18 protein-coding genes are annotated in these 17318 nt (G+C 29.4%); all 18 read left to right on the top strand.

Annotated elements, in window-relative coordinates; all coding sequences use genetic code 11:
• Positions 1 to 32 precede the first annotated feature (32 nt).
• The 18 genes from FYJ33_RS01995 to pstB all read left to right on the top strand — a co-directional run bounded on the left by FYJ33_RS01995 (position 33) and on the right by pstB (position 17298).
• Positions 33 to 1529, top strand: coding sequence for a penicillin-binding transpeptidase domain-containing protein (locus FYJ33_RS01995; RefSeq protein WP_154530086.1), 1497 nt, complete (start codon positions 33 to 35; stop codon positions 1527 to 1529).
• A 72-nt stretch (positions 1530 to 1601) separates the two neighbouring features.
• Positions 1602 to 2300 (top strand): RNA polymerase sporulation sigma factor SigK, encoded by a 699-nt coding sequence (gene sigK, locus FYJ33_RS01990; RefSeq protein ID WP_321107478.1) that lies wholly within the window; start codon positions 1602 to 1604, stop codon positions 2298 to 2300.
• 266 nt (positions 2301 to 2566) lie between these two features.
• Entirely contained in the window at positions 2567 to 3841 is a 1275-nt protein-coding gene (locus tag FYJ33_RS01985; protein ID WP_206046587.1) for a glycosyltransferase family 2 protein, read from the top strand.
• A gap of 174 nt (positions 3842 to 4015) precedes the next feature.
• Positions 4016 to 5260, top strand: coding sequence for a cell division FtsA domain-containing protein (locus FYJ33_RS01980; RefSeq protein ID WP_154530085.1), 1245 nt, complete (start codon positions 4016 to 4018; stop codon positions 5258 to 5260).
• A 13-nt stretch (positions 5261 to 5273) separates the two neighbouring features.
• Positions 5274 to 6398, top strand: coding sequence for a cell division protein FtsZ (gene ftsZ / locus FYJ33_RS01975; protein ID WP_154530084.1), 1125 nt, complete (start codon positions 5274 to 5276; stop codon positions 6396 to 6398).
• 281 nt (positions 6399 to 6679) lie between these two features.
• Positions 6680 to 7483, top strand: coding sequence for a sigma-E processing peptidase SpoIIGA (locus FYJ33_RS01970; RefSeq protein ID WP_154530083.1), 804 nt, complete (start codon positions 6680 to 6682; stop codon positions 7481 to 7483).
• 13 nt (positions 7484 to 7496) lie between these two features.
• Entirely contained in the window at positions 7497 to 8204 is a 708-nt protein-coding gene (gene sigE, locus FYJ33_RS01965; protein WP_154530082.1) for an RNA polymerase sporulation sigma factor SigE, read from the top strand.
• Positions 8205 to 8282: 78 nt separating this feature from the next.
• Positions 8283 to 9056, top strand: a complete 774-nt coding sequence (sigG, locus tag FYJ33_RS01960) for an RNA polymerase sporulation sigma factor SigG (protein WP_154530081.1) — start codon at positions 8283 to 8285, stop codon at positions 9054 to 9056.
• Between the two features lie 100 nt (positions 9057 to 9156).
• Positions 9157 to 9429 (top strand): YlmC/YmxH family sporulation protein, encoded by a 273-nt coding sequence (locus FYJ33_RS01955; RefSeq protein ID WP_154530080.1) that lies wholly within the window; start codon positions 9157 to 9159, stop codon positions 9427 to 9429.
• A gap of 62 nt (positions 9430 to 9491) precedes the next feature.
• Entirely contained in the window at positions 9492 to 9944 is a 453-nt protein-coding gene (gene nrdR, locus FYJ33_RS01950; RefSeq protein WP_154530153.1) for a transcriptional regulator NrdR, read from the top strand.
• Positions 9945 to 10023: 79 nt separating this feature from the next.
• Positions 10024 to 10743 carry a peptidoglycan editing factor PgeF gene (gene pgeF, locus FYJ33_RS01945; protein WP_154530079.1) on the top strand — a complete coding sequence of 240 codons (720 nt, stop codon included), beginning with the start codon at positions 10024 to 10026 and terminating at the stop codon, positions 10741 to 10743.
• A gap of 12 nt (positions 10744 to 10755) precedes the next feature.
• Positions 10756 to 11451 (top strand): response regulator transcription factor, encoded by a 696-nt coding sequence (locus FYJ33_RS01940; RefSeq protein ID WP_154530078.1) that lies wholly within the window; start codon positions 10756 to 10758, stop codon positions 11449 to 11451.
• Between the two features lie 2 nt (positions 11452 to 11453).
• A complete protein-coding gene (locus tag FYJ33_RS01935) occupies positions 11454 to 13154 on the top strand; it encodes an ATP-binding protein (protein ID WP_154530077.1) in 1701 nt (566 codons plus the stop codon).
• Between the two features lie 119 nt (positions 13155 to 13273).
• On the top strand, positions 13274 to 13651 hold the full coding sequence (locus FYJ33_RS01930) for a helix-turn-helix domain-containing protein (protein WP_154530076.1): 378 nt from the start codon (positions 13274 to 13276) through the stop codon (positions 13649 to 13651).
• Between the two features lie 181 nt (positions 13652 to 13832).
• Entirely contained in the window at positions 13833 to 14708 is an 876-nt protein-coding gene (locus tag FYJ33_RS01925) for a phosphate ABC transporter substrate-binding protein (protein WP_154530075.1), read from the top strand.
• Positions 14709 to 14773: 65 nt separating this feature from the next.
• Complete coding sequence (pstC, locus tag FYJ33_RS01920) at positions 14774 to 15664, top strand: phosphate ABC transporter permease subunit PstC (protein ID WP_154530074.1); 891 nt, start codon at positions 14774 to 14776, stop codon at positions 15662 to 15664.
• Entirely contained in the window at positions 15664 to 16536 is an 873-nt protein-coding gene (gene pstA, locus FYJ33_RS01915; protein ID WP_154530073.1) for a phosphate ABC transporter permease PstA, read from the top strand. Before pstC ends, pstA begins: the two co-directional genes overlap by 1 nt.
• Before the next feature lie 12 nt (positions 16537 to 16548).
• Positions 16549 to 17298 (top strand): phosphate ABC transporter ATP-binding protein PstB, encoded by a 750-nt coding sequence (gene pstB / locus FYJ33_RS01910; protein ID WP_154530072.1) that lies wholly within the window; start codon positions 16549 to 16551, stop codon positions 17296 to 17298.
• Positions 17299 to 17318: the final 20 nt, after the last annotated feature.

Below are 17318 nucleotides of genomic sequence, written 5' to 3'. Positions count from 1 at the left end.
TTTCAATTTTAAAAATCTTTTACATTCAGCATATGTACGCTGATAATAAATTCACAAATGTTTATAAAGGTGGTACACAGACTGAAAAAATATCTGAATTAAATTATAATATCTGCGACTGTTTGGGCAAGAACTTAGTTGATACCAATAGAAAATATGTATTAGTTATTGACTGCAGAGTTTTTAAAATGAACAATATTTATGAACAGGCAGATAAGATGCTGGCATTTACATATATTATGAGGTCTGCAAACGATAAATTCTCTTTAGATGAAATAAATCTATCTAGTGGTAAAAAGTATTATGAAGTATCTGAAGACTACTATAATAAGCTATCATTAATTTGTAAATATATTAAAGGTATATTTATGTATAAATATGATGCAGTAAATCACACTTCTGCCTGGGGAATAGAAAATATTATATCTAACTTACAGTGTAAAGATAAAAACTCATTAGACGGTTATATCTATGAAAATATAAAAGATAATAAAAGTAATGTTTTAAAAGCTTCTGTTAATAATGAAGGTGCATATTCTGAGTTGACATATTCTATACCTTCAGATAATAAAAATGTGCAGCTCACAATTGATAAGAACTGGCAGGATGGTGTTAGAGAAGTATTATGCTCTTCTGATTATAATAAGCTGAATAATATAGGTGTGGCGGTAATGGACAGCGCTTCTGGAGAAATAAAAGTTTTGGCACAAAAAAACGAAAAATATCCTAATATACTTTTAGGGGCAGAGGGGTTAGGATATCCTCCAGGATCTATTTTTAAAGTGCTTGTAGAAATGGCTGCAATAAATGATGATAAACTTAATTTATCTGAGAAATTTACATGTACCGGACGTTACTGTAAAAGAGATGGAAAATCCAATAGTCATGGTACATTGTCACTATATGAAGCACTAAAAGTATCATGTAATGAATGTTTTATGAAGCTTGGTAATAAAATAGGATATGATTCAATCCTCAATATGTGTAACAAACTTGGTCTTGGTAAAAAAGTTTTAAATTTATCAGCAGAATCTAAAGGTTCTTTACCAGAGCTAAAAAATGGACTCAATAACATCTCGATTGGTCAGACATTTAACGTTACTCCATTACAGATGCTTGGAGTTTATAATACTATTGTAAACAAAGGTATTTATATTAAGCCGTATATTTTAAAAGATTTTTATACTAACAATGATATAGTTAGTGCAGTAGCTAAGACTGAACAAAAAAAAATACTAACCGAACAGAATGCTAATATAATAAGAAATCAGCTTATCGACGTAGTTAATTCAGGTAGTGGTGCAAAAGCAAAAGTTAATGGAGTTATTATAGGAGGAAAAACAGGTACTGCTGAGAATGGAAAAAATAATGATATATGGTTCAGCGGTTTTTTTAAGAAAAATGATAAATATTATAGTATGATTATTGTTGTACCTAATCTACCACTTGAAAACAAGGAAGGAGAATTATACGGTGGCGGTAGTACAGCAGGGCCAATATTTCATGATGTAGTTAATAAATTAAAGTAAAATAATAAAATCATGAAACATTTTTGAGCTAACATCATAGTATATTAAGAAGCACTAATCGGAGGAATAATAGTGTTTATCGTCCATTACATGATTGATGTTATAGGAAATCTAATATTGCTTACTGGCTTTGTTTCAGAGAGTACTGCATTTCCTAAACCTTTAAATGAAAAAGAGGAACAGATTTACTTAAGAAAATTAAAGAATGGCGATTTAGAGGCAAAAAGTGTATTAATAGAAAGAAATTTAAGATTAGTTGCACACATCGTTAAAAAGTATACGTATCAAAATAAAAACGTTGATGATTTAATTTCTATTGGAACAGTTGGCTTAATCAAAGCGATAGATTCTTTTGATATTGATAAAGGAACAAGACTTGCTACTTATGCAGCACGATGTATAGAGAATGAAATATTAATGCTCTTTAGAAATAATAAAAAGAGTAAAGGAGAAGTTTTTTTGCAGGATCCTATAGGTGTAGACAAGGAAGGTAATGAAATATGCTTAATTGACGTCTTAAGTAGTGGCAATGATTCAGTACTTGAAACTGTAGAAAATAATATCCAGATTAAGAGCTTATATAAAAAAATGGACTTAGTACTTACACCGCGCGAGAAAAAAATTATACAGATGAGATATGGATTAGTAGATGGAAAATATAAAACACAAAGAGAAATAGCTAATATGCTTAACATATCAAGGTCATATGTTTCGAGAATTGAAAAAAAGGCGCTTAATAAATTATACAAAGAATTGAATTATAGAAAGTAGAATAGTGCTGGATTTCATAATAAAAAATAAATTATGAAATCCAGTATTTTTGTATCTGTAGAATGTATAATAAATTTATATAAAAATTAAAATATATAGTACAAAATTATACTGCAACATGAGTGTGTTTAAATAAAAAGTATAAGTTCAGAATAGTTGTTTATAAAGAAAATATATATAAATAACTTTTATAGAGTATTTAATAATTTATATAGTAAAAAAAATAAAAATGTGCTACAATATCAATGAATTAAGGGGGAATTATAATGGTGGCTTTTAAAAATATATTTCAGGCGTTAATATTAATAATAACTAATGCTGTATTTGTACTATCTATGTATTACCTAATTATTTCTCTTTTTGGGATAATTAGAAGAAAGCATAAAGAAAAAGTTGTGCCCCAAAAAAGTTTTGCTTTAATTGTAGCAGCACATAATGAGGAAAGTGTTATTAAAGAAGTTGTAAACAGTTTATATAATTTAGATTATCCTAAGGATTTATATGATGTCTTTGTTATAGCTGATAATTGTACAGATAATACTGCAGATGTTGCTGAAAAAGCTGGAGCAAATGTATATAGAAGATATGATAAAAATAAAAGGGGTAAAGGTTTTGCACTAGAATGGATGTTCAATAAAATATTTAAAATGGATAAAAAATATGATGCTGTAGCTATATTCGATGCTGATAACCTTGTTGCAAAAGATTTTCTTAACGAAATGAATCGTGAACTTTTAAAAGGTTATAAAGTTGTTCAAGGTTATCTAGACAGTAAGAACCCATTTGATACTTGGATTACAGCATGTTATTCGGCATCATTCTGGACATCAAATAGAATGATTCAGTTAGCTAGAAATAAGTTGGGATTATCTAATCAATTAGGTGGAACTGGATTCTGCGTTGAAGTTGAAATTCTTAGGGAACTTGGATGGGGAGCGACTTGTCTTACTGAAGATCTTGAATTCACATGTAAGCTTGTTTTAAATGGTTATAAAGTAGGATGGGCTCATGAAGCTGTAATTTATGATGAAAAACCTCTAACATTAGCACAGTCATGGAATCAGAGAAAGAGATGGATGCAGGGCTTTGCAGATGTTTCAAGTAGATATTTTTTCAAGCTTATGAAAAGAGCATTTACTAAATTTGACTTTGTAGCTTTTGATTGTGCTTTATATAGCATACAGCCAATTATGAATATTTTAATCGGTCTTTCTACAATTATTACTGTTGTTTCCTACTGTATGAGTACACCACAGTTTATTACCAATGCAGTAAATGTAATTAAGAATGGTAATATTAGTTTCACATTAGCAGGAGTTTCTGTTTTATCTGTTTTATTGATTTTATATACACCATTTTTATTCTATTTAGATAAAAAGCTAAATATTAAATCAATATTATCGTTGATAATTTTACCTGTTTTTACATTAACATGGTTCCCGATTTCAATTCAAGGCATTTTGAATAAGAATGATGTTGAATGGTCACATACGAAACATACTAGAAGCATGTCAATTGATGAACTTGAGAAAGTAAATTAAGAAAAAAGAGCGTATTAATAATTTATAATTGTTAATATGCTCTTTTATATGTAAATTTATACTATTGTTATTGTTTTGAAATATTTTTATAATAAAATAAAAGGAATTGTTATATTAATGTTGAATATAGTAAATTAATGAATGTTCGATTAAGGAGGTTAGCAGAATTTAGATATGAAAAAATATATAGCTGGAGTGGATTTGGGCTCAGAAAGTATATCTGTTTCTCTAGGAGAACAGGATGAGAATGCAGACATCAGCTTTAAATTAATAAATACATATCAATCAAGAGGAATAAAAAAGGGCAGAATTGTTGATGTTAATGAAGTATCAGAATCATTAAAAAAAATTACAACTGATATCTATAATAATTTCAATAATGAGATTAAGTGGTATGTTGGCATAAGCAATAATTCAGTGAATTTTAAAGAATTTTCAAGTAGACTGGAAATTAAAAATGGATATAACATTATAACTGAAGCAGAAATCTCTTGTGCGGTTAAAAATGCAATAGAAAATTTTAAGCATGAAAACGAAACTGTGATTTGCTACGATATTCAAGATTATGTTGTTGATGGCAATATTAGAAAAGACATGCCTATAGGTGTTACTGCAAAAAACATAATAGTCAATGGAATATACTTTTTTATTAAGCGTGATTATTATTACAATATAAAAAACTCCTTAAATCTTTCAGGTATTGAAAGATTTGAAGTTTATCTTACTTCTTATGAGCTTAAAAACATAATTATGAATGAAAATAATGCTAAAAAAAATATACTTTTAGTTGATATTGGAGCACAGTGTACTAATTATTTTAATTTCTATGATGGTAATCTTATTAGTATGGGATTTGTTCCACTTGGCGGTAGAACAATTTCTAATGATTTATCAATATGTGCTGAACTTGAAAAAGATGAAGCAGAAAAAGTAAAGTTATTATATAGCAATATATATAGAAAGAAATATAAAGAACAGCTTATTGGAATTCCTAATGAAAGTGAGATTACATTCAATATGAAGTTGTATAATGATGTTGTACAGGCAAGAATTGAAGAAATGTTTAGTTTGATAAAAGAATCTTTATCAATTGAGAAGTTTTCTGATATTCAAAGGATGTACGTTATAGGAAATGGCATAGTTGAGTTTGAGAATATAAGTTCGTTCATTGAAGATAAATTTAAAAAGAAAACTATTTTACTAACAAAAGATGAATTAAAAATTAGAAATTATTCAACAATTAATTCAATTTGTCTTGTTAAAAGAGCTTCTGATAGGTTAAAATGGAATAGTGAAGAAAATGAAAAATTAAAAGATAATAAACTTTGTTCAGAAAATGATATTGATTTAAGAGAAAAAGAAAGTAATAATAAAGGAATTTTATCTAAATTTAAAAAATTACTAGATGATATTTTCTAAAGGAGGAATAGTTTTGTTAGATTTTGATGTAGATGTACAAGATGGTGCTAATATAAAAGTTATAGGTTGTGGTGGCGGTGGTAATAACGCCGTTAATAGAATGATAGTTGAAGGATTGAAAAATGTTGAATTTATTGCAATAAATACAGATAAACAAGCTTTGATGCTATCTCACGCTACTCAGAAAATTCAAATTGGAGATAAACTAACTAAAGGATTAGGTGCAGGTGCCAATCCAGAAGTAGGAGAAAAGGCTGCACAGGAAAGCAAAGAAGAAATAGCAGAAACAATTAAGGGTGCAGATATGGTATTTATTACTGCTGGAATGGGTGGTGGTACTGGAACAGGTGCTGCTCCAGTTGTTGCTGAAATAGCAAAATCACTTGGTATTTTAACAGTAGGTGTAGTAACAAAACCATTTCCTTTTGAAGGAAGAAGAAGAATGAAGCATGCTGAAATGGGTATAGATAATCTAAAGCAGAGAGTTGATACTTTAGTTACAATACCTAATGAAAGGCTATTATCTATGGTTGATAAGAAGACTACTCTTCTTGATTCATTCAAATTAGCTGATGATGTTTTAAGACAAGGTGTACAGGGTATATCTGACTTAATCACAATCCCAGGTTTAGTAAACTTAGATTTTGCTGATGTTAAGGCTGTTATGCTTGATAAAGGTCTTGCACATATGGGTGTTGGTTATGGTAAAGGTGATACTAGAGCTCAGGATGCTGCTAGGGAAGCTATTTCATCACCATTACTTGAAACTTCAATCGTAGGAGCTACAGGCGTGTTATTAAATGTAACTGGCGGGTTAGATCTTGGTTTATTAGAAATAAATGAAGCTGCTGAAATAGTACAGGAAGCTGCAGATCCTGATGCTAACATAATATTTGGGGCAGTTATTGATGAAAATTTGAAAGATGAAATTAGGATTACAGTTATTGCAACAGGATTTGAAAGTGAATTAGAAGCAAGACAGTCTGCAAATGATAAGGCTGCTACAGAATTGCATTTAAAATCATCAAATGATGAAGCTGCTGCTACTAAAGCCGAAGAATATAATGAATCTCATTCAAGAAATTTTGATTCTGATGAATTAGATATACCGGCTTTCTTAAGAAGAACAAGAAAGTAAAATAATTTAATAATATTTTAAAGGTAGATTCAATTACGAATCTACCTTTTTGTTTCGGCTAGTATCAAAGACTTTTGATACAGCCCCTTTTTTTTGTTTGTTTTTACTTTTAGTAACTAAGGACATGGAAACATATGTCTAATGTTAAGAGTAAATAAATATGAAAGTATATTAAAGAAATAATCTGTAATAAAATACATATTAAAAAATGTGATTAGAATTATGAAATGACAAAATTTTAAGTAATAATAATCTATAATATATTTTAAGGAGTGATATATATGAAAGTTTATATAGATATATTACTTATAGAAAACTTTGTGATAAATTTTTACTTATTATTAATTACGCTTCAAGTTACAAAGGCTCATATAAAATATTGGAGATTATTTCTATCAGCAGTAATAGGTTCACTATATACATTATGCATTGTAATACCAAGTATGAATGTATTTACTTTGTTACCGTTTAAGCTTTTTATATCCTTTTTAATGATATTTGTATGTTGTTATAAAAATGGAATAGTTGATTGCATAAAGAAATTTATAGTATTTATCGTAATGTCTTTTCTATTATGCGGAGTAATTGCTTTTATTTCTTTTTATGAGAATGACTATAGTATCTCTGATGGAATAACAATTAATAAAATTTCATCTAAATATATAATCCTTGCTGTTATGATTACTTATATTGTTTGTTTTGGAACTGTTAAGTATATAAAAGATAAAATAGTATTTAGTAAATTAATATATTTAGTTCAGATTCAATACAAAAATGATATTGTATCTTTTAAAGGATTTCTTGATACTGGTAATGAACTTATTGAACCTGTTACGATGCTTCCAGTTATATTAGTTGAACATAATTTAGTTGATAATATGATTAGAAATAATAAAAACTTATATATTGTAAAATATAGTACAGTTAGCGGTTCTGAAGGATATTTAAAAGGTTTTATTCCTGATAGAATTTCAATAAAGGGAGGCGACACAGCTATTGAAAAAAGAGCTGTAATATGTCCATGTTATGAAAAATTAAGTAGCTGCAATGAGTATAAAGCATTAATTTCAAGAGGATTATTATAAGGTGGTGTATGAAATGGGATTTTTAAGCAGACTAATTAACAAGGTAGTGTGTAAATTAAAAATATATACTAACAAGGTCTATTATATTGGTGGCAGTGATGCTTTGCCACCACCATTGTCTAAAGAGGAAGAAGATGAGCTTGTAAGTAAATTAGTTGATGGTAATAATAGTGTAAGACAAATATTAATTGAAAGAAACATAAGGCTTGTTGTTTATATTGCAAGAAAGTTTGAGAATACTGGTGTAGGAATTGATGACCTTGTTTCTGTAGGAAATATAGGTCTTATTAAAGCTGTAAATACATTTGATCCTGATAAGAAAATTAAGCTCGCTACGTATGCTTCCAGATGTATTGAGAATGAAATATTAATGTACCTAAGAAGAAATGCTAAAGTTAAGGCAGAAATATCATTTTATGAGCCATTAAACATAGATTGGGATGGTAATGAACTTTTATTATCAGATATACTAGGTACTGAAAATGACACAGTATATAATTTTATAGAAGATGAAGTTGATAAACAGCTTTTATTTCTTGCAATGAAGAATTTAAGTGAACGTGAAAAAGAAATTGTCAAACTACGTTTTGGGCTTTTTGGTGTAAAAGAAAAGACTCAGAAAGAAGTTGCTGACATGCTTGGTATATCACAATCATATATTTCAAGACTTGAAAAGAAAATAATTAAAAGGTTAAAAAAAGAAATGACAAAAATGGTATAAAAATAAGAGGAATAAAATCAGTCTGTTTCGGAAATAATGATATTGTATTAGGTTATTGCTTGAAGGGGCTGATTATTAATGCTGATAAATAAAGTTGAAATTTGTGGTGTTAATACTGCAAAGCTGCCAATTTTAAAAGAAAAAGAAATGAAAGACTTGCTACTTAAAATGAGGTCAGGTGATAATAGTGCTAGAGATAAGTTCATTAAAGGAAACTTAAGATTGGTACTTAGTGTTATTCAGCGTTTTAATAATAGAGGAGAAAATGTTGATGATTTATTTCAGGTAGGATGTATTGGACTTATGAAATCAATTGACAATTTTGATTTAAATCAGAATGTTAAATTTTCTACATATGCAGTTCCAATGATAATAGGTGAAATTAGAAGATACTTAAGAGATAATAATGTTATCAGAGTAAGCAGATCATTAAGAGATATTGCATATAAGGCGCTTATAGTAAGGGATAAATTTATTAAAGATACTAATAAAGAACCTACTATATCACAGATTTCAGAAGAACTTAATATACCACGTGAAGAGGTTATATTTGCATTGGACGCTATTCAGGATCCGGTTTCTTTATTTGAACCTATATATCATGATGGCGGCGATGCAATTTATGTTATGGATCAGATATCTGACTCTAAAAATAGCGATGACAGCTGGCTTGAAGATATACTTATAAAAGAAGCTATGAAAAAGCTTAATAAAAGGGAAAATCGTATTTTAAAATTACGATTTTTTAATGGTAGAACACAGATGGAAGTAGCTGATGAACTTGGAATATCACAGGCTCAGGTATCAAGGCTGGAGAAAACAGCATTAAAACATATGCGAAAATATATATAATACATATAATAAGAGTTGTTTTATATTGATTTTAATATAAAACAACTCTTTTTTAATAAATTACATATTTTAATAATATATTTAAATGAGGTGATTTATAATGAATGAAGAAACAACTGAAATAAATTTATTTTCATTAAATGCAATAAGAGATATGCAGGTAATTGATATTAATGAAGGTAGAATGCTCGGAACTATATATGATTTAAAAATAAACTGTGATACTTATAAAATATTAAGTATCTTTTTGGTAAAAGACAAACCTAAGATATTTGGTAATAATGATTTAATTGAAATACCATGGGAAAATATTATTAAAATAGGTACAGATGTTATAATCGTAAAATGCGACGACAAAATAATGTTTGAATGATAGAAAAAACTTAATTTATAGTATATAATATATGTATATTTTATAGGAGGGACGTGAAGAAGTTGAAATGTCCGTTTTGTTTATACGAAGAAAGTAAAGTAGTAGATTCTCGTTCTGCGGATGATTATAATGCTATAAGAAGAAGAAGGGAATGTCTAAGATGTGGTAAAAGATATACTACATATGAGAAAGTAGAAGATATTCCAATACTCGTTATAAAAAAAGATTCTACTAGGGAGAATTTTAATAAAGAAAAAATCATAAATGGTTTAATAAAAGCATGCCAGAAGAGAGCTGTATCTAGAAAACAGATAGAAGAAATTGCCAATGATATAGAAAAGACAATAAGCAATAATATGGTTGCAGAAATTAAGTCAGAGGATATCGGTGAAATGATAATGGAAAAATTAAAGCCTATAGATGAGGTATCATATGTAAGATTTGCATCTGTATACAGACAGTTTAAAGATATAAATACTTTCATGGATGAAATATCAAAGTTAATAAAGAAATAATTTTAAAGGTAGCTTATAAAATGGGTTACCTTTATTATAAATTTCCAGTTTTATTTGGAGAGGGGATGCAGATTAATATATGATTATGAAAAACAATGGTAATTTCATTGCATTTAACGAACAATCATATAATGTTTTATTTTCAACAGGTGATAATGATGTAAGTTATAATATGGCAGATAGTAGCTTACAGAAGAAATTTAATGATTTATGCAGTGAACTTAAGATAGAGGATATTTTTTATTTAAAACAGATTCATTCTGATAAGATTCTTGTTTGTGATGAAAAGCATAAATATCATGGAGAATGTGAGGGAGATGCACTTATTACTAAGTTAAGAAGAAATGCTGTGGGCATATTTACAGCAGACTGCGTTCCAGTGTTGATAGCTGATAATAAAAATAATGTGATTGCTGCAGTACATAGTGGCTGGAGAAGCACTATTGCTAATATAGTAGGAAAGACAATCATTAAGATGAAAGAAAGCTTTGGATGTAATTCTGAAAATTTAAAGGTATTTATTGGACCTCATAATAAGCAATGCTGTTACGAGGTATCAGAAGAACTGATTAGCAAATTTAAAAATGTAGATTATTTAAAAAATACTGATATAAATAATGGCAGGTTTTTAAGCCTTGAAAATTGTATTATTAAGCAGTGTAAAATCAACGGTGTTAGAAGAGAAAATATCATTACAACACAGTATTGTACATTTTGTTCTGAAAATGTGCAATTTCATTCATATAGAAAAAGCGGCAAAAAATCAGGAAGACAGTTTTCGCTGATTTATATAAAATAATGGAGGGCTAAAATGAGTGATGAAAAAATCCTAATAGTAGATGATGAACAAAATATAGTTGAATTAATTAAATTCAATCTGGAGAGTTCTGGATATAATGTTTTGTGTGCATATAATGGACAAGATGCAGTTGATATTGCAAAAAAAGAACAACCATCTCTTATTTTGCTTGATCTTATGTTACCAGTAAAAGATGGTTTGGAAGTATGTAAAGAAATACGAAGGGATATTTTAATTTCTAATACACCAATAATAATGCTTACAGCTAAATGTGAGGAACTCGATAAGATTTTAGGCCTTGAATTAGGGGCAGATGACTACATAACCAAGCCATTTTCTGTAAGAGAACTTATTGCAAGAGTAAAGGCAATCCTAAGAAGAACACAATACTCTAATAATAATCACAATAGCTTTACGATTCAGAATTTAAGCATTGATTTTTCAAAACACGAAGTTAAAAAGGACGGAGCTATTGTTGATCTTACGTTAAAAGAATTTGAACTTTTAGAGCATCTGGTAAAGAATAGGGGCAAGGTACTTACAAGGGATGTTCTTCTTGATAAGATATGGGGGTATGAGTACATAGGTGAAACAAGAACTGTTGATGTTCATATAAGACATTTAAGAAAGAAAATTGAAGATGATGATTCTAAGCCAAAGCTTATTGAAACAATACGTGGAATAGGATACAGATTTTCAGAACATTAATCATGAAGAATAAAATAATTGTTTTTACAATAAGCATAATTTTATTTTCAATTGTAGTTTCAACAGTAAGTTCAATAGCCATTTCTAATTACCAGTATGTCAATGTTATGAAAGCTAATCTAAAAGAGCATAATAAGATGTTGACAGATATTATTAATAACAATGATAATCCAGAGAAAATCCTAAAGTCGTTATCTAAAGGAGATAAGAACATTAGAATTACTTATTTAGATATAGAAGGAAATGTTATTTATGATACTGAAGGTGGAAAATTAGATAATCATCTTAACAGGAAAGAAATAAAAGGTGCTATTAATCACAACCAGGAAAGTGATATTAGATATAGTGAGACTCTTAAAAAAGATATGCTTTACTATGCGCTTAGAGTAAACAATAATTCAATAATCAGAACAGCTGTGCCAATAAGTAATATAAATACTTTTATAAGAAGGAATTCAACTTATTATGTAATTACAGCACTTATTATATTAATTATTACACTTATTATTGCCCTTAAATTTACTAGTTACATTGTAATGCCTTTAAGCGAATTAGAGGATACAGCATATAAAATTTCTAAAGGTGAGCTCAATAAAAGAATATCTATAGTAACAGATGATGAAATCGGAAAGTTGGGTACGGCATTTAATTATTTGGCTGACAGCCTTGATGAAGCGCTTAGGGATGTAACAGATAAACAGACAAGACTTGAAGCAATTCTTAAGAGTATGGACAGCGGAATAATTGCAGTAGATAGGAATCATAATGTAATAATGATTAATCCATGTGCTGTTAATATTTTTGGTATCAAAGAAGATATATTGGGGAAAAAATTAATCAATGCAGTAAGGGATTTTGATATTGATAGTATATTTGATTCTGACAAGGAGTTTATGGAAGTTACGATAATTTATCCGCAGAAGAAAAACTTAAGAATTAGAACGGCTGAAATAACAATTAAAAATGAACATATCGGCAGGGTTGCTGTAATTCAGGATATAACTGATCTAAAAAATATAGAGCAGATGAGAGTACAGTTTGTAGCTAATGTTTCACATGAACTTAAGACACCGCTTACATCTATAAAAGGTTTTGCAGAAACACTACAGGATGTAGAGGATAAAGAAGTACAAAAGAAATTTATTAAAATAATTAATGATGAAGCAGACAGGCTTACAAGAATTATAAATGATCTTTTAGAGCTTTCAAAACTCGATAAAGCAGAAAATACAAATGATAAAGATGAACTTGTATTATTTAATACTGATGAAATTATTCTTGATATCACATCAATGCTTGAAATAGAATCTTCTAAGAAGTGTATAAAAATATATAATGAGCTTGATAATAAGAAAAGAATTTTAGGCAATATAGATGAATTTAAACAAATGCTCATAATACTTGTTGATAATGCAATAAAGTATACTGAGAGTGGTGGAAACATATATGTTAGAACCTATAATTCATTAGGAAATGTAATTATAGAAGTAGAAGATACAGGCATTGGTATACCTGAGAAGGATCTTCCAAGAATATTCGAAAGGTTTTACAGGGTTGATAAGGCTAGATCAAGGGCAAAAGGCGGTACTGGTTTAGGTTTATCTATATTAAAGCATTTATTAATTAAAATTGATGGAGCTATAGAAGTAAAAAGTACACTTGGAGTAGGTTCAAAATTTATTATTAAAATAAAGGGGCAGTAAAATAGAACTGTCTCTTTATTTTTAGAGAATAAAGAAGCTATTTAGCTATGTTTTAAAATATTGGTGCGCAAAACAAAAAAAGTGATAATCATATAAAAGAAATAGGAAAGGTGAAAAATATGCAACAAACATTTGGAGAATTTATTACAGAAAAAAGAAATCAATTAGGACATAAAAGAATATATGTAGCAAATAAATTAGGAGTGTCAGCAACATATGTAAGGGATTTAGAGAAGGGGAATAGGCCTGCACCCCATTCAGAATTATTGCTTAGGTTACTGTCTATTCTCGAAATTGATAGAGAATCAGCAGAATTTTTTTATGCACTTGATTTAGCTGCTGAAACTAGATGTGATGTACCACTGGATATTAAAACATTTTTAATTCTTAATCAAGATATATTTTATAAACTATTAAGAAAAATGAATAATGGTAGCATCAGCAGCGATGACATAGATGTTTTAAAGAATAGTAAATTTAATAGATATGATAGATAATAATGAACTAATATGGTAAATAATCAGCTTAGTTTTTTTATGTATAAAAAAACTATCTTTGTTAAAAATAATTTACAATGAGCAATATTTCTTAACAATAGGATAATATCGATTTAACTTAGCTTGTCTAAAATTATACTTGTATTCAGAATTGATTTTAGATTATGGAGGGAATTTTAGTATGAAAAAAAGAACATTAAAATTTATTATGTCAGCATTACTTGTAACATTAGGAACTGGACTTTTAGCCGGTTGTGGTGATACAGCATCTTCACAAGAAGGAAACAAAAACTCTTCAACAGTATCAGGCTCAATTACAATTGCTGGATCAACTGCAATGCAGGAATTTATAGAAAAATCAGCAAAAGCTTTTCAAGATAAGAATAAGGATGCGAGTATCAGTGTTCAAGGTGGTGGCAGCGGTACAGGTTTAACTCAAGTATCTCAGGGGGCAGTTGATATTGGAGATTCAGACGTTTTTGCTGAAGAAAAACTTGAGAAAGATACAGCTGCCAAGTTAAAAGATCATAAAGTACTTGTTCAGGGATTTGCGCTAGTTACAAGCAGTGATGTTAAAGTTAAATCATTAAAGAAAGATGATATAAAAAAGATATTTTCAGGAGAAATCAAGAATTGGAAAGAAGTAGGCGGAGATGATGCAGCTATTACAGTAATTCATAGACCAGCTTCATCAGGTACAAGAGCTACATTTGTTAAAACTGTTCTTGATGGTAGCAAAGAATCTGAAAATGATAAGATAGGTGTTACTCAGGATTCAACAGGTTCAGTTATAAATTCGCTAAAGAGTACTAAGGGTGCTATAAGTTATGTAGCAATGGCTAGTGCGAAAGATATGAACAAGGTGGCAATAGATGATGTTGAGCCTACTGCTGAGAACATAATAGCTGGTAAATATAAGTTTTGGTCTTATGGTCATATGTATACTAATGGTGAGGCAAAGGATTTAACAAAAGCATTTATAGAATTTGTTGACAGTAATGATAACAAAGCATTGTTTGATGAGCTAGGATTTATCCAGGGAAGCAAAGTAAAATAAGATTGTTGTTATGCAGTTTCTCTATATGATTATAGAGAAACTGCAAATTATAATGAGGTATAGTTATGAAAAGTAGAAACTTTTATAGAAAATTAAAAACAGAATATTTAGGAAAAAGCTTTTCTTATATTTGTGGAATATTTATAGTTATTATTACTCTTGCAATTACTTTTTTTATTCTTAGCAAAGGTATACATACATTTACTAAGAATAATTACTCCATTAGTGAATTCCTTTTTAGTACAAATTGGAGTCCGGATTCTGAAACACCTCATTTTGGTGCTCTAGTTTTCATTGTTGGATCTACTCTTGTGTCAATTGGTGCAATTATAATCAGTGCTCCTATTGCTATAGCACTTGCAATATTTATGAATATCATCTCTCCTAGATGGGGAAAAAAGATTTTACAGCCATCATTAGAATTATTTGTAGGTATACCATCAGTAGTTTACGGCTGGATTGGTGTAAGTGCAATAATACCAATTATAAAAAAAACTTTTGGCGGAATAGGATTTAGCCTGCTTGCAGGAATAATAGTATTAAGCATTATGATACTTCCTACAATAGCATCATTAGCATATGATGCAATAAAAACTATACCAAGAGAATATATTGAGGCATCTTATGGACTAGGAGCGACAAGATGGCAGACAATTTACAAGGTTGTTGTTCCTGCTTCTAAAAATGGAATTTTAACTGGAATAATTCTTGGAATATCAAGAGCTTTTGGTGAAGCACTAGCAGTACAGATGGTTATCGGAAATACAGTAAGTATTCCAAAAGCATTAAATAGTCCGACAGCAACGCTTACCAGCATACTGACAATGGATATGGCTAATACTGCTTTTGGTAGTTCATGGAATAATGCATTATGGTCATTAGCACTTATCTTACTTATAATTTCATTTATCTTTATTGTAATTACGAGGAAAATCGGGAGTAGGAGTGAAAATTAATGAAAGCAAAAACAATTGACAAGATTTGGACCATTATATTATATATTGTTGCTATATTTGTCGTCGGTTTATTAGCTGTATTTCTGTTCTATATACTTTATCAGGGAAGAAAATCATTAAGTTTTAAATTCATTTTTGGTAGTACAGAAAATGGAGGGATAGGAAGACAGCTATTTAATTCATTTTATATGCTTCTTATATCCTTATTAATTACAATACCAATAGGAATTGGCGCAGGTATTTTTCTTTCTGAGTATGCATCAGAAAATAGGTTTGTTAACTTTGTAAGACTTTGTATAGAAACTATGTCATCACTTCCTTCAATAGTTGTTGGACTATTTGGTTTGCTACTATTTGTTACTACTTTCAAATGGAAGTATTCAATATTATCTGGTGCATTATCTGTTAGTATCTTAAATCTTCCTTCAATGACAAGAGTTACGGAAAATGCTTTAAGAGCTTCAGCAAAGAAAGTAAAGGAAGCAAGTTTAGGGCTTGGAGCAACAAGGTGGCAGACGGTTTCAAAAGTTATTCTTCCATCAGCGATGCCTGAAATTTTAACTGGAATTATATTGGCTTCAGGAAGAATATTTGGAGAAGCAGCAGCATTTTTATACACTTCAGGAATGAGTGCGCCAGAGCTTAGGTTTAACAATTTTAATATCTTTGGCAAGACATCAGCCTTTAGTTTATTTAGACCTGCAGAAACACTGGCAGTTCATATATGGAAATTAAATGCTGAAGGGTTAGCTGCAAATGCTACACAGATAGCTAATGGTGCATCTGCTGTTCTTATTATTTTTGTGTTGCTATTTAACGTATGTGCAAGATTAATAGGAAACAAGATTCACAAAGCGTATAGCGGAAATTAGGAGGAAAAATTAATGGGTATTATAACTACAGAAAATTTAAATTTGTATTATGGCAACAATCATGCATTAAAGAATATAAATATGGATATAGAAGAAAATAAGGTTACTGCATTGATAGGACCATCAGGATGTGGTAAATCTACTTTTTTAAGGACATTAAACAGGATGAATGATTTAATTGATATAGTGCATATAGATGGTAAAATATTTTTTGATGGCAAAAATATCTACAAAGAATATGACGAAATTGATTTAAGAAAAAGAGTAGGGATGGTTTTTCAAAAGGCAAATCCATTTCCAATGTCCATATATGATAATATTGCTTATGGCCCAAGAATACATGGGATAAAAGATAAAAAGGTCCTAGATGAAATAGTAGTACACAGCTTAAAAGGAGCAGCACTTTTTGATGAGGTAAAAGACAGACTTAAAAAAAGTGCACTTGGATTATCTGGTGGGCAGCAGCAGAGGCTTTGTATTGCAAGAACACTTGCGGTTGAACCAGAAGTTTTATTAATGGATGAACCAACATCTGCGCTCGATCCAATATCTACAAGTAAAATCGAAGAGCTTATGGATGAATTAAAAAAGAAGTATACAGTTGTTATAGTAACACATAACATGCAGCAGGCTGGAAGAATAGCAGATAAGACTGCATTTTTCTTAAATGGTGAAGTTGTAGAATATGGTAAAACAGATGAAGTATTCTACAAACCAAGGGATAAAAGAACAGAAGATTATATTACAGGAAGATTTGGCTAAAATTTAATGTGCTACTAATT

The organism is Inconstantimicrobium porci, from assembly GCF_009696465.1.
Classification (GTDB): domain Bacteria; phylum Bacillota; class Clostridia; order Clostridiales; family Clostridiaceae; genus Inconstantimicrobium; species Inconstantimicrobium porci.
The sequence above is the reverse complement of the archived record's forward strand: the minus strand, read 5'-3'. Positions and strand labels throughout refer to the sequence as shown.